10 protein-coding genes are annotated in these 14037 nt (G+C 74.8%); 5 read left to right on the top strand and 5 right to left on the bottom strand.

Going from position 1 to position 14037, the window contains the following annotated elements:
- Positions 1–17 precede the first annotated feature (17 nt).
- Entirely contained in the window at positions 18–1712 is a 1695-nt protein-coding gene (locus tag ACH443_RS09655; RefSeq protein WP_430590166.1) for an acyltransferase, read from the bottom strand.
- 142 nt (positions 1713–1854) lie between these two features.
- Here ACH443_RS09655 and ACH443_RS09650 point away from each other — a divergent pair, with 142 nt between their 5' ends.
- Genes ACH443_RS09650 through hrpA form a run of 3 tightly spaced genes read left to right on the top strand, consistent with a single transcriptional unit; the run spans position 1855 to position 8118 of the window.
- A complete protein-coding gene (locus ACH443_RS09650) occupies positions 1855–2964 on the top strand; it encodes a substrate-binding domain-containing protein (RefSeq protein ID WP_430590165.1) in 1110 nt (369 codons plus the stop codon).
- Positions 2965–3016: 52 nt separating this feature from the next.
- Entirely contained in the window at positions 3017–3613 is a 597-nt protein-coding gene (locus tag ACH443_RS09645) for a VanZ family protein (RefSeq protein WP_430557580.1), read from the top strand.
- A gap of 14 nt (positions 3614–3627) precedes the next feature.
- Positions 3628–8118: an ATP-dependent RNA helicase HrpA gene (gene hrpA / locus ACH443_RS09640; protein WP_430590164.1), complete on the top strand. Its 4491-nt coding sequence runs from the start codon at positions 3628–3630 to the stop codon at positions 8116–8118.
- A gap of 18 nt (positions 8119–8136) precedes the next feature.
- Here hrpA and ACH443_RS09635 read toward each other — a convergent pair whose 3' ends face one another.
- From ACH443_RS09635 to ACH443_RS09625, 3 genes are all read right to left on the bottom strand, one after another.
- Positions 8137–10437 carry a hypothetical protein gene (locus ACH443_RS09635; RefSeq protein WP_430590163.1) on the bottom strand — a complete coding sequence of 767 codons (2301 nt, stop codon included), beginning with the start codon at positions 10435–10437 and terminating at the stop codon, positions 8137–8139.
- Positions 10438–10595: 158 nt separating this feature from the next.
- Complete coding sequence (locus ACH443_RS09630) at positions 10596–11039, bottom strand: DUF4267 domain-containing protein (protein WP_430590162.1); 444 nt, start codon at positions 11037–11039, stop codon at positions 10596–10598.
- Between the two features lie 62 nt (positions 11040–11101).
- The gene (locus ACH443_RS09625) at positions 11102–11572 is read right to left on the bottom strand and encodes a cupin domain-containing protein (protein ID WP_430590161.1); all 471 of its coding nucleotides are present in this window, start codon (positions 11570–11572) and stop codon (positions 11102–11104) included.
- Between the two features lie 84 nt (positions 11573–11656).
- Between ACH443_RS09625 and ACH443_RS09620 the strand changes: the two genes are divergently transcribed.
- On the top strand, positions 11657–12154 hold the full coding sequence (locus ACH443_RS09620; protein WP_430557575.1) for a MarR family winged helix-turn-helix transcriptional regulator: 498 nt from the start codon (positions 11657–11659) through the stop codon (positions 12152–12154).
- A 15-nt stretch (positions 12155–12169) separates the two neighbouring features.
- Here the strand turns inward: ACH443_RS09620 and ACH443_RS09615 are convergent, their stop codons facing one another.
- A complete protein-coding gene (locus ACH443_RS09615) occupies positions 12170–13045 on the bottom strand; it encodes an endo alpha-1,4 polygalactosaminidase (protein ID WP_430590160.1) in 876 nt (291 codons plus the stop codon).
- Positions 13046–13096: 51 nt separating this feature from the next.
- On the opposite strand from ACH443_RS09615, the gene ACH443_RS09610 reads away from it, so the two are divergent.
- Positions 13097–14017, top strand: coding sequence for an aminoglycoside phosphotransferase family protein (locus ACH443_RS09610; RefSeq protein WP_430590159.1), 921 nt, complete (start codon positions 13097–13099; stop codon positions 14015–14017).
- Positions 14018–14037: the final 20 nt, after the last annotated feature.

Below are 14037 nucleotides of genomic sequence, written 5' to 3'. Positions count from 1 at the left end.
CGACCGGCCGGGACCCGTCACCCCTCGACGGGTTCCGGCCGGTGCACCCCGCGCGGGCGGTAGCCGAGCTGGTCGGCCAGCCCGGCGAGGTCGGCGAGCAGCCACACGATCGCCAGCCACATCTCCGTACCCTGCAGGCCCGGCGTCGTCGCCGGGGTACCGGCGGTGGACGGGTGCGCAGCCCGGAAGGCGAAGCCCTCGCCGGCCGACCAGCGGCGCAGCGCCTGTGCGAGCAGGCCCCGCGCCAGCTCGACGACCTCGTCGCCGCGGTGGCCGGTGCCGCGGGTGAGCCACAGCGGGTGGGCGACGTCGAGCACGTCGCACGCGTTCTGGCGCTCCGGCCGGAAGAACCGCGGGTCGCGGGCGTGCTCCAGCACCGTGTCCGTCACCCGCTCCGGGTACGGGACGGGCACCCCGAGCTGCGCGAACGTGCCCCGCGACGCCCGGTAGTAGCCGTTGACGACCTGCAGCAGACCGTCGGGCCCGCCCGGCGTGCCCCACGTCCCCGTGCGCGGGCTCGCGTGCGTCATCAGCCACCCGAGCAGCGCCTCCTGCGCCCCCGGCTTGCCCGCGACGCCGGCGCGGCGGTTCCAGTGCATCGCGGTGCCGAGGATGTCGACCCAGTGGCCGGCCGACCACGCGCCGGCCTCCCAGTCCTGCCGCTCCAGGCCGTCGACCACGTCGCCCGGGGTCGCGTCCGCCACGACGGCGATCGGGTGCGCGAAGGCGCTGCCCAGGAGGTCGAGCGCGTACCCGACGGACAGGACGTGGTAGCCGGCGGCGGGGTCGAACAGGCCCGGGCGGGGCGGCACGGGTGCGAGGTCGGCCCCGAGCTCGCCGACCATGCCCGTGGCCGGGTCCTGCCAGGACCGCAGCCGGGCGACCTGCTCCTCGGCCGGCAGCTGCGGCGGGGGACCGCCGAGCAGCAGGTCCGCGATCTCGACGGCGTCGCACTGGGCCCGGACGGTGGGCGCCGTGCCGGGGGCGTCGACGAACAGCCCGGTCGCGGGGTCCCAGCAGCGGTCGAGCAGCGACCGGGCCTGCTCGCGGGCCGTGTCGGCGAACTCGCGCACCTCTCGCGCGAGCCCACCGGCGGCCGGCGCCGCGGCGGCCTGCGGCACCCGCCAGCGGATCAGCCGCGCCGGGTTGCCACCCACGACGGCGCCCGCCGGCACGTCCTTGGTGACGACCGCCCCCGCGGCCAGCACCGCCTTGTCCCCCACGGCGACGCCGTCGAGCACGACGACGTGGGAGCCGATCCACACGTCGTCGCCGACGGTGATCCCCGCGGAGGTCAGCGGCTGGCGGTGCACCTCCGTGTCCGGGTCCGTCGAGTGGTTGAAGCCGAGCACGGACGTGTGCGAGCCGATCCGGACGGCGTCGCCGAGGCGCACGTCGCCGCGCACCACCGTGTACGGGTTGAGGGTGCAGTCGCGGCCCGCCCGCAGGCTGCCGCTGACGTACGCGCCCGCGGCGACGTAGGTGCGGTCGCCCAGCTCGAGGACCTCGTTCGTCACCGACGCCTGCTCGGACACGAAGCACCGCTCGCCGAGCACGTACCCGCGCTCGCGGCAGAGCTCCGCCTGCAGGGCGAGCTGGCGGTCGCGCCGTTCGTCGTCGGCGTCGGCCCAGAACCGCCAGGGCGTGAAGTCGAGCGCGCTCCGGTCGAGCTCGGCCGTCACCGGTTCCTGCGTGTGCGTTCGCACGGTCATCTCGACTCCTGCTCGTCGGGCTTCGTCGGCCGCCGTCGGCTCGGACGTGCACGAGTGTCGGACGGCAACCCCCCGCAGACACCGTCGTCGGCTAGAAATGAACAGACTCGAACAAGCAGTTCCGGCTCCCCAGGAGGCATCGGTGGCACCCACGCCCGGCCCGGAGCTCAGCACGGCGCGGCGCGAGCACATCATGCGGGAGCTGCGCACCCACGGGACCGTCGCGGTCGGCGCGCTCGCCGCCCAGCTCGGCGTGTCCGCGATGACGGTCCGGCGCGACGTGAACGCGCTGGCCGCGAAAGGGCTCCTCGTCCGCGTGCACGGCGGCGCAGCGCTGCCGGAGCCGTCCGCGGGCGTCGCCCCGGCGCCCGCGCCCGAGCCCACCGCCCGGGGCTCGCGGCTCACGATCGGCCTCGTCGTGCCGCAGCTCGACTACTACTTCCCCCGGGTCGTGGCCGGGGCGCGGGCCGCCGCGGCGCGCGCCGGGGTCCGGCTCGTCATCCGCACCACGGCCTACGACCCCGACGAGGACCGTCACCAGTGCCGGCGGCTCGCGGAGGCGGGGGTGGACGGGCTCGTCGTGACGCCCACGCTGGACGGGCCGGGCGTCGGCGAGCTCCTGGGCTGGCTCGACCGGCTGCGCACGCCGGTGCTGCTCGCCGACCGCCGGCCGCCGGAGATCAGCCCTTTCAAGAGCCTGGAGTGGGTGGTGTCCGACCACGCGTCCGGCGCGGCGACCGCGGTGTGGCACCTGCACGCCCAGGGGCACCGGCGCATCGGGCTGCTGTCGATCGCGGGGACGACGACGTCGCGCGCCCTCGGCCACGGGTGGCACGACGCGCTGCGCACCCTGGGGATCGACCCCGACGAGCAGGTCGTCGGGCACAGCGACGGCTTCGACCGCCCGGGCCGCGCCGAACGGCTCGCGTCGACCCTGGACGAGATCCGGCGCACGGGCACCACGGCCCTGCTGCTGCACTCCGACCCGTTCGCGCTCACCTTCGCGCAGTACTGCCAGGACCACGGCGTCCGGGTGCCCGACGACCTCGCGATCGTCGCGTACGACGACGAGGTCGCCGAGCTGGGCGACCCGCCGCTCACCGCCGTCCGGCCCCCGACGTACGACGTCGGGCGGCTCGCCGTGGAGACCATGGTCGCCCGGCTCACGGAGGGCGACCGCCGCCCGACGCACCGCCTGCTGCTCGACCCGACGCTCACCGTCCGCGCGTCGAGCGTGCGCCCCCGGCGGTGACCGCGGGGCTCCGCATACGCTCCCGCAACATGACGCCTGGTGGGCTGGAGCGATGACCGTCCCCGTGCCCGCGCCCCGCTCGCGGCTCCTGCCCCTGCTGTTCGCGGCGTACCTCCTCCTGCTCGCCTGGACCGTTCTCTGGAAGCTCGACGTCCCCCGGGTCGGCGAGGCGGGCCAGCGCGTCGTCAAGCTCGTGCCGTTCGCGGCCACCGCCCACGCGGGCGCCAGCGAGCCCGTCGAGCTCGTGCTCAACCTCCTGCTCTTCCTGCCCTGCGGCGTCTACCTCGGGCTCCTCGCGCCGTCCTGGCCGTGGTGGCGGGTCGCGGGCGCTCTCGCCGGCGCGAGCGCGCTCCTCGAGACAGCGCAGTACGTCCTCGCCGTCGGGAGCTCGGACGTCACCGACGTCGTCGTCAACACCGCGGGCGGTCTCGCCGGGCTGGGCGTCGTCGTCCTCGTGCGCCGGTCGCTCCGGGCCCGGACGGCCGCGGTCGTGACGCGGTGGTGCACCGCCGGGACGGCGCTCGCGCTCCTCGCGGCGGGGCTGTTCGTCGCCTCGCCCGTGCGCCTCACCGGGCCGCCTCCGGGCGACGTCGTGGTCGGGTGTGAGGACGGCGCGGCGGGCGGGCACGAATCACCTTGCCGAGGTTGAGAGAATGGGACGTCGTGAGCACCGAGCCCAGCCCCGCACCGCAGTCGTCGTCGGACGACGGCGGTGCGCGTCGTCCCCAGGACCGGGGACACGGTCGGGGTCGCGGGCGGGGCCGAGGGCGCGGTCGCGGGCAGGGGCGCGGCCCCCGGCAGGCGGGCCCGCGCCGCGTCAGCCGCGAGCAGCTCGAGAAGGCCGCCGCGCTGCGCGCCGCCGTCGAGGTGCCACCCATCGTCTACCCCGAGCAGCTGCCGGTCTCGGCGCGCCGGGAGGACATCGCCGCCGCGATCCGCGACCACCAGGTCGTCGTCGTCGCGGGCGAGACGGGGTCCGGCAAGACGACGCAGCTGCCGAAGATCCTGCTGGAGCTCGGGCGCGGCCGGAAGGGCCAGATCGGGCACACGCAGCCGAGGCGGATCGCGGCGCGCAGCGTCGCCGAGCGCGTCGCGGAGGAGCTGTCCACCCCGCTGGGCGGCGTCGTCGGCTATCAGGTGCGGTTCACCGACGAGTCGAGCGACGAGACGCTCGTCAAGGTGATGACCGACGGCATCCTGCTGGCCCAGATCCAGCGGGACCCGGACCTGCTCGCGTACGACACGATCGTCATCGACGAGGCGCACGAGCGGTCGCTCAACATCGACTTCCTGCTCGGCTACCTGTCCCGGCTGCTGCCGCGCCGCCCCGACCTCAAGCTCGTCATCACGTCCGCGACGATCGACTCGGAGCGCTTCGCCGCCCACTTCTCGCCGTCGCACCTGGCCGAGATCGGCGGGGCGCCCGAGGCCGTCGTCGACGTGCTGCCCGACGCCGCGCCCGTCGTCGAGGTCACCGGGCGCACGTACCCCGTCGAGATCCGCTGGCGACCCCTGTCCCCGGACACCGACCCCGACCAGCCCAAGAAGGCCAAGGGCGAGGAGAAGGACCTGGTCACGGGCATCGTCGAGGCCTGCGACGAGCTGATGCGCGAGGGCCCCGGCGACATCCTCGTGTTCCTGTCCGGCGAGCGGGAGATCCACGACGCCGCGGACGCCCTGGAGGGGCACCTCAAGGACCGCGTGCGGGACGCCAGGCGCCCCGACCACGTCGAGATCCTGCCGCTGTACTCGCGGCTGTCGGCCGCGGAGCAGCACCGCGTCTTCCAGTCGCACCCTGGCCGCCGCATCGTGCTGTCGACGAACGTCGCGGAGACGTCGCTGACGGTGCCGGGCATCCACTACGTCGTCGACCCGGGCACGGCGCGCATCTCGCGCTACTCCAAGGCGACCAAGGTGCAGCGGCTGCCGATCGAGCCGATCAGCCAGGCGTCGGCCAACCAGCGCTCCGGGCGCTCGGGCCGCGTGGCCGACGGCGTCGCGATCCGGCTCTACTCGCAGGACGACTTCGAGAACCGGCCGGAGTTCACCGAGCCGGAGATCCTGCGCACGTCGCTGGCGTCCGTGCTGCTGCAGATGATCAGCGTCGGCGTCGTGACGACTCCCGACGACGTGGCGAAGTTCCCGTTCGTCGAGCCCCCGGACACGCGGGCCGTGCGCGACGGCGTGCAGCTGCTGTCCGAGCTGGGCGCGCTGGAGACGACGGACGGCGCGACGCGCCTCACCGACGTCGGCCGCACGCTCGCGCAGCTGCCGATGGACCCGCGCCTGGCCCGCATGATCATCGAGGGCTCGAAGCGCGGCGTCGCGCGCGAGGTCGCGATCGTCGCCGCGCTGCTGTCCATCCAGGACCCGCGCGAGCGCCCTTCGGAGTCCCGCGCGCAGGCCGACCAGCTGCACGCCCGGTTCACCGACCAGTCGTCCGACTTCCTCACCGCGCTGAACCTGTGGGAGTACGTCCGCGGCCAGCAGCACGCGATGGGCTCGTCCGCGTTCCGCCGGATGTGCAAGGCCGAGTACCTCAACTTCCTGCGCATCCGCGAGTGGCAGGACGTCGTCGCGCAGCTGCGCGAGATGGCCAAGCCGCTCGGCATCGACATGTCGTTCAGGCCCCGCGCGGCGTCCTCGGTCGAGGACGAGGCGGTCGAGGTGGACCATCGCCTCACGTGGGACGACGACACCATCCACCGGTCGCTGCTGGCGGGGCTGCTCAGCCAGATCGGCATGCAGGACACCGGCGAGATCAAGGCGTCGTCGGTGGCGCACCTGCGCGGCGAGGCCCGCGCCCGCGCGCTGCGCCAGGCCGCCAAGCGCGCCCGCAACGAGTACGTGGGCGCGCGCGGCGCCCGGTTCGCGATCTTCCCCGGCTCGCCGCTGAGCAAGAAGCCGCCGGAGTGGATCATGGCCGGCGAGCTCGTCGAGACGTCCCGGCTGTGGGCGCGCGACGTCGCCCGCATCAAGCCCGAGTGGGCCGAGGAGCTCGCGGGCCCGCTCGCCAAGCACACCTACTCCGACCCGCACTGGTCCACCAAGCAGGGCGCGGCCATGGCCACGGAGAAGGTGCTGCTGTACGGCGTGCCGATCGTCGCCGACCGGCCCGTGCTCTACGCCAAGGTGGACCCGGAGGCCGCGCGCGAGATGTTCGTGCGGCACGCGCTCGTCGAGGGGCAGTGGACCACGCACCACCAGTTCTTCGCCGAGAACCGGCGCCTGCTCGCCGAGGCGGAGGAGCTCGAGGCGCGCTCGCGGCAGCGCGGGCTCGTCGCGTCGGAGGACGACCTCTTCGCCTTCTACGACGAGCGCGTGCCCGACGACGTCGTCAGTGCCGCCCACTTCGACCGCTGGTGGCGCACGGCGCAGCGCGAGACGCCGGACCTGCTGACGTTCACGCTCGACCAGCTGGTCGACGCCGACGCCGTGGACACGTCCGAGTTCCCGGAGACCTGGACGCAGGGCGAGGTCACGTTGCCGCTGACGTACCAGTTCCAGCCCGGCGCGGCGGCCGACGGCGTCACCGTGCACGTCCCGCTGTCGATCCTCAACCGGGTCGCCCCCGACGGCTTCGACTGGATGGTGCCGGGCCTGCTCGACGAGCTGTGCGTCGCCACCATCAAGTCCCTGCCCAAGGCCGTGCGCGTGCAGCTCGTCCCCGCGCCGGACGTCGGCCGCGCCGTCGCCGGCTGGCTGCGCGCGAACACGCCGTCGTGGGAGGACATGACCCGCGCCGGCGACATGGCCGAGCCGTTCCACGCCGCGTTCTCCCGCGCCGTCCGCGCGCTGCGCGACGTCGTCATCCCCGACGACGTCTGGGACGCCGAGCGCGTCGAGCGGCTGCCCGCGCACCTGCGCATGACGTTCCGGGTCGAGGACGCCGCCCCCGCGGACGCGAGGGACACGACGAAGGGCGCACCGAAGGGGAAGGGCCGGAAGGGCAAGGGCCGTCGCCCCGCGCCCGTCCCGCTCGACGAGTCCAAGGACCTGCTGTCGCTCCAAAAGCGGCTCGCCGCGCAGGCCGAGGCCGCCGTCCGCGCGGCCGTGAAGGGCGCCGTCGGGCTGGCTCTGGAGGAGGCGCGACGCTCGGCGGGCACCGCCGCGTCCGCGCCGTCCGCGCCATCCGCGCCGACGCCGGGGCGCCCCGCGCGGACCGCCCCCGCGCCGACCGCGACCGGCGGCGCGAGCGCCGTCGTCCCCGAGCAGACCGGCCTCACGACCTGGCCGGAGGGCCTGCCCGACGGCGCGCTCCCCGCGAGCGTCTCGACCGATCTCGGCGGCGGGGTGGTGGTGCGCGGTTACCCCGCGCTCGTCGAGGAGGAGGACGCGAAACGCGCGCCGTCGGTCGCGCTTCGCGTGCTCGCCGACGCGTCCGGCCGCGACGCCGCGCACGCGCGCGGCGTGCGCCGCCTGCTGCTGGCGGAGACGGCGCTGCAGGCGGGCCGCATCACGTCGCGCTGGACGTCGAAGCAGTCGCTGACGCTGGCGGCCGCGCCGTACCGGAACACCGAGGCGCTGGTCGGCGACCTGCAGCTCGCCGCCGTCATCGCCCTGACCAGCCCGGACGCGGAGAAGGCGCCGGGCACCCCGACGGGCGGCCCGGTCGCCACGCAGGTCCGTGACGCCGAGGTGTACGCGGCGGCGCGCGAGTTCGTCCGCCGGCACCTGGAGGACGAGGTGCACCGGGTCGTGGGGCACGTCGTCGCCGCGCTGGCCGCCTGGCGCACGGTCGAGGGCGAGGTCCGCGCGTCGTCGTCGCTCGCGCTGCTCAACACGCTGCAGGACATCCGCGACCACGTCGCCGGGCTGATCCACGACGGGTTCGTCGCGCAGACGCCGCCGCGCCGCGTCCCGCACCTGGTGCGCTACCTGCGCGCGGCGTCGTACCGGCTGGAGAAGGCGCAGACGAACCCCGCACGCGATGCGGAGCTCGCCTGGCGCGTGCACGACGTCGCCGAGGCCTACGACAAGGCCCGCGCCGCGTACGCCGCCGGCCCCGCCGACCCGGCCCGGGCGGCGGAGCTGGCGGACGTGCGCTGGCTGATCGAGGAGCTGCGCGTCTCGCTGTTCGCCCAGCAGCTCGGCACGGACGGCGCCGTCAGCGAGAAACGCATCCGCAAGGTGCTCAGCCCGAACGGCTGGTGACCCGGCCCCGACGCCGCGTCAGCTGCGGTAGGCCGCCCTCCCGTAGCCGCTGCGCGGCGCGGCCTCGCCCTTCGGCACCAGGAGCACCTGCACCGCCGTCGGCCGCGGGGTGTACGACGACGTGCCGGACGCCGCGCCGTCGTGCGCCCAGCCCAGCCAGCCGACGCCCTGGACGTACGTGCGGTAATAGAGGCGGTAGTGGTCCGCCATGCTTCCCGTGAGGCGCATGCGGTAGGCCGAGGTCGGCAATCCGTAGCCGGTCGACCCGGCCGTCCGGTCGTCGCCGACGTACGCCCGCCATCCGTCGCCCTTGACCTTGGCGGAGACCTGCACGCTGCCGGAGTACCGGCCGTCGAGGTCCACCCGCAGGGCGTTCAGCCGCTGGGGCGCGCTGACGCTGTCGGCGCGCCCCGCCGTCGATCCCCCGCCCATGGGCACGCGCCACACCTTGCCGGGATCCATGAACGCCTCGACGTGCACCTGCTTCTGCGTCGACCGCGAGTAGGAGGGCGCGTTGCCGGTGCCTGACGCCGTGGGCGTCTTCCCGTGGGGCAGCACCTTGATCTGCACCCCCTCGATGCGGCTGCCGTAGCCGATCGTGCCCGACGTGCCGCCGTTCGTCGCCCAGCCCAGCCAGCCGCGCCCGGGTACGTAGACGCGGTAGAAGACGTCGTAGTACGGCGACACCGGCCCCGCCGTGTCGATGCGGATCGCCTCGAGCCGGCGCTTCTCGCCGATGCTGCCGACGTAGTCCATGGAGTCCCGGCGCTTCAGGTCCGTCCAGCCCCGGCCCTGCACGTAGCCCGTCATGTCGAACCACAGCGGCACGTCGTCGGACGGGCTCAGGGCGATGTCGTACGCGCGGGAGTAGAAGCTGGCGGCGAGCAGCTCGACCGAGCGCCCTCCCCCGACGACGCCGGCGGTCGCCCCGTCACGGAACTCCCGGAAGTCGAGGTACTTCACCCATCGATTCCCGATGGACCGCACGCCGTAGACCGCGTGCATCTCGTCGCGGTCGCCCACCAGGACGGGCGACGACGTCACGGAGCGTGGCTCCATCCGCGGGCCGTGCGCGGTCACCTTCACCGACAGCCGGTGGCCCTGATCCGTCGGGACGCCCAGGTAGTCCTTCGTCGTCGCGCCCTTGATCGCTTTCCCGTCGCGCAGCCACTGGTAGGTGTACGACGCCGGAGCGGGCGAGAACGCGGACACCCGGGCCGTCAGGTCGGTGGTCACGCTGACCTTGCCGGTGTCCGAGCCGACCGAGACCTTGCCGCCCCCGAACGAGCACGACCCCCCGCACACGCGCGCCGTCGACACGACGGGCGTGGCCCCGGCGAACTGCCGGTACTCCACCTGCAGGTCGCGGAACCCCGTCCCGAGGGCCGCCTCGTCGACCATCACTCGCTCGGTCGCCGCGGCAGCCGGCACCCGGGCGAGCTCGACGCCGCGGTACCGCAGGACGAACTCACCGTCGAGCCGGGAGAGGTCCCACGCCACGGCCGAGGAGACCGTGAGTTCGAGCGGGAGGCGACCGTCACCCGGGACGCTGTCCTTGGGCTCGACGACGGTCACGGCGGGAGCCGGACGCACCGGGGCACCGGCGGCGACCCGGATCGTCCGGGAGGTCCGTCCCCCTTGCAACCCGGCGGCGTCGACCGGCGCCACCTTGAGGTACTGGTCGCCCTCCACCGCCGGCACGAACGGGATCACCGTCGGTCCCGCCTCGGCCGCGGCGATCCTCGTCGTCCTCTCGGGGAACCCGTCGTACTCCTGCGTGAAGCCGTAGTCGTAGGCGACCGTCTCGTCGTCGCCGGGCAGGACGACGAACGCCCCGCGGGCCCCGACGCCTCCGCCCGCCTGGTCGGACGGGTACACCGCGGGTTCGCCCAGGACCGGCACCGTCGTCGGCTTCGCCGGCCCCTGGTCGAACGCGAAGTCGCACTGCAGCGCCGCACCGTCGGCACCGTCCGCGCCCCGCGCGCGGACCCGGAACGTGTACGTCGAGCCCTCGACGAGCCCGGCCCGGGCCAGCCGCACGACGCGGGAGACACGGCCGTCCTGCTCCAGGTCGAAGTCCTGGTCGAGCGCGACCGTGCCGTCGGCGCGCAGCACCTCGAAGCGAGCCGTGGTCGGCGCAGGGTCGCCGAAGGTCGCCTCCAGCGGCAGAGAGCCGGTGTCGGCGCTCGCGATCGTGGTGGACAGAGGCTCGGGTCCGCACTCCTCCGAGTTCACCCACAACCCCGACGGGGCAGCCGGCTCGCCGGTAGCCGCCGCGGCCGGTCCGAGCCCTGCCGTCACGACCGCCAGGGCGCTCACGCCGACCCACAGCGGTCGTAGCCTCCGGGCCGTCCGCGTCAGACGCTCGCGCGCCCCGCCTCGCTGCTGCATCGTGCTCCCCGCTCCTGGCAGAACACCCGGACGGCGCCGTCCGAGGGCGAGGACGCACGCTCGCCGAGCGGGAGCATAGCGCCAGGTCAACGGCTGCTGGAAGCGCCCTGGGGAGCTGTGGTCGGCGCGATGGTCCGGGTCGCCGGTGCCGGCTTCTCGGTCAGCAGCAGGACGCCGGTGACCACCAGCGCGAGCGCGGTCACGCCGTGCACGGCCAGCGCCGTGACTGTCGATCCGCCGGTGGACAGGATGAGCGCGGTGTCGCTGAGGGGCACGAGGGTCCAGATCGTCAGCACCCAGCCGAGCGCGCGGCGCTGGCCCGTGAGCAGCAGCGCGAGGGGGACCAGCCCGGACGCGAGGTCGCGGGCACCCTTCGTGACGAGGAAGGTGGCCGCGTCGCCCTCGGGCCACACCGCCATGCCGAACTGCGGCGCGGTCGCCGCGGGGAAGAACAGGTAGCTGATACCCACGTAGCCGATGCCGACGGCGAGCAGCACGGTGAGCGTGGTGGCGAGGTGCTTGCGGAACATGGGGATCTCCTGGGTCTGCGGGGTCGGTCAGGGGCGGGCGGCGCGGTCGGGGCGCGGGGGCGTCAGCGGTCGCGACGCGCGAGGGGGCCGAGGACGGCGACGGCGGCACGGGTGACGGGCGACGTCGGCCGCATGACGTCGCGATAGCGGTGCAGGACGCCGGCCAGCGGGACGAGCCCGGCACGCCCCTCGCGCTGCAGCCGGTCCATGGCGGTGAAGAACTCCTCGACGCGGCCGGCGGGCGTGCTGAGCCACCGCAGGACGGCCGGCTCGTCCCCTGGGTTCCACATGTGGTGGGCGGTGCCGCGCGGGACGACGAACGCCTCACCCGCCGCGTAGTCGCGCTCGTCGTCGGCGAACCCCACCCGGACGGTGCCCGAGAGCACCGTGAACTCCTCGTCGTGGTGCGGGTGCACGTGCTTCGGCGGGCGCTCGCCCCGCGGCTCGTAGGTGGCCTCCACCTCGAAGCGGTCGGTCGTGCTCTCGCGCACCACCAGGGACTCGGACCCGTTGAGCGTCAGCGTCGTCGCCATTACTCCTCCTCAAGTTACTTGTGTACGAGTGACTTGAGGCGAAGGTAGACCGCAAGTAACTCGCGCGCAAGCTAAAGTGCCGGGGTGGACGACAACGACCGCATCGACGCCCTGGTCCAGCAGTGGGCCGACCAGCGACCCGACATCGACCGCGACACGATGGCGCTGCTCGCGCGGCTGACCCGCGCGGCCGCGCTCGTGGACGCCCGGACCGAGAGCGTCGCGGCGGGCTACGGCGTGAACCGCGGCGACGGCGACGTCATGTTCGCCCTGCGCCGGTCGGGCGAGCCGTACCGCCTCTCCCCCACCAGCCTCGCCCGGGCGCTGCTCATGACCACGGGCACGATGACGGGCCGGCTCGACCGGCTGGAGAAGCGCGGCTGGATCGTCCGCGTGCCGAGCGCCCACGACCGGCGCAGCCTCGACGTCGAGCTCACCCCCGAGGGCCTGCGCCTGGTGGACGAGGCGGTCACGAAGCACGCCGCCGGCCAGGCCGACGCCGTCGCCCCCCTCACCAGCCGCGACCGCTCCGACCTCGACCGCGTCACCCGCAAGCTCGTCGCGCACCTCACGCAGGGCTGAACCGGCACGACGGCGTCAGCAGGCGTCGTAGGCGTACCCGTCCTCCACGGCAGCGACGAGGTCCCGGTCACGCAGGATCGTCAGCGGCGCGCGGTCGTCCCGCGCGCAGACGTCGTCGAAGGTCAGGCCCGCGTCGTCGAGGGCGTCGGGGTACTCCACCTGCAGCACACGGTCGCCGTAGACGTCGGTGTACGCAGCGCACTCGTCCCACGCGGCGCACTCCTCGGTGACGGCGAGGTCGAAGCCGAGCTCGTCGTGCGCGACCCGCGTGATCTCGGCGGCGTTCTTCTGCGCGACGGCGAGCCCCGCTCCGTGCGCCAGGTCGACGTACGCCCGGGCCAGCGCGTACGCGCCCGCCTCGTCGATCTGGTCGAACCGCGTCCACGTGTCGAGGTTGTCGAGCTCGACGGCGTCGAAGCCGTCCTCCGCGCACCCCGTCACCACCGGGCCGAGCACCCCGAGGATCCCCGCGCGCTGGTCGGCGGTCGACGGGTCCAGCACGTGCTCGTCCGGCCAATCCGGGTCGACGACGAGGTCGCCGTCCGCGTCGTGCAGCAGCAGCTCCTCGCGGTCGGCCCACAGGTCCGCCTGGTCGGGCTGGGTCTGGAAGCCGTTGACGTAGCAGACGGAGTACGCCCCGGGCAGCGGGTCGGCCGTCGCGTCGCGGACGACGACGTCGATCGCCGTCGCGCCCGCCACCTCGTCGTATGCGCCGCCGAGCTGATAGTCGAAGGTGCCGCTCGTGGGCGGCAGCGAGACCTCCGACGGCGTCTCGGACGCCGCGGCCGAGGACGACGACGACGCCGGCCCCGGGGCGCACGCCCCCGGCGCCGCGAGCGCGAGGACGGCCGTGAGCACCGCCGTCGTCCGCCGAGCCTTTCCGCGTGTCACTGCCCGAGTATCACCTGGCCGCACCCGGTCGCGCGCGCCTACGGTCGGCCCATGCCGCTGCACGACGACGAGGTCCCCGTCACCGCCGACGACGTCCGCCGCCTGATCGCGGCGCAGCACCCGCGGTGGGCCGCGCTGCCCGTGACGCCGGTGCGGGAGTCCGGCACCGACCACCTGCTGTTCCGGCTCGGTGCGGACCTGGTGGCCCGGATGCCGAAGGTCGGGTGGTCCGGCGAGCACGCGCTCGCCGACGCGCGGTGGCTGCCGCGGATCGCCCCGCACGTCCCACTGACGGTGCCGGCGCCCCTCGCCGTCGGCGAGCCCGACGACGCGTACCCGTTCCACTGGTCGGTGGTGCCGTGGGTGCCGGGCGCCGCCGCGGCCGACCCGCTCGACCCCGCGACGGGGCCGAACCTCGACCCGGCGCGTGCCGCCGCCGACCTGGGCGCGTTCGTCACCGCGCTGCGCGCCGTCGACGCGACCGACGGCCCCGTGAAGGACGGCACCGGTCGGGGCGTGCCGCTCGCCCGGCTCGACGAGGCCGTCCGCCGCGCCACCGCGGAGTCCGGCGACCGCGTCGACGGGCCCGCCGTCCTCAAGGCGTGGGACCGCGCCCTGGAGGCCGCCGCCGACCCCGTTCCCGGCACCTGGCTGCACGGCGACCTCATGCCGGGCAACCTGGTGGTCGCCGGCGGCCGCCTCACCGCCGTCATCGACTGGGGCGCGCTCGGCGTCGGCGACCCGGCGGCGGACCTGCCGCCCGCCTGGTGGCTGTTCGCCGGCCGCGACCGCGACGCGTTCCGCGAGGCGGCCGGGGCGGGTCCCGGCGGCGACCTCGACGACGGCGCCTGGGAGCGAGGGCGCGGCTGGACGCTGGTGCAGGGCATCATCGCCCTGCCGTACTACTGGGACCGCTGGCCCGCGTTCGCGCGGGCCTCCCAGCGGCGCGTGGCGGCCGCCGTCTCCGACTGATCCGGTCGGGGTCCCTCAGG

The sequence above is a fragment of the Isoptericola sp. NPDC019571 genome (assembly GCF_044389385.1).
Classification (GTDB): domain Bacteria; phylum Actinomycetota; class Actinomycetes; order Actinomycetales; family Cellulomonadaceae; genus Isoptericola; species Isoptericola nanjingensis.
This window is presented reverse-complemented; position numbering and strand designations above follow the sequence as displayed.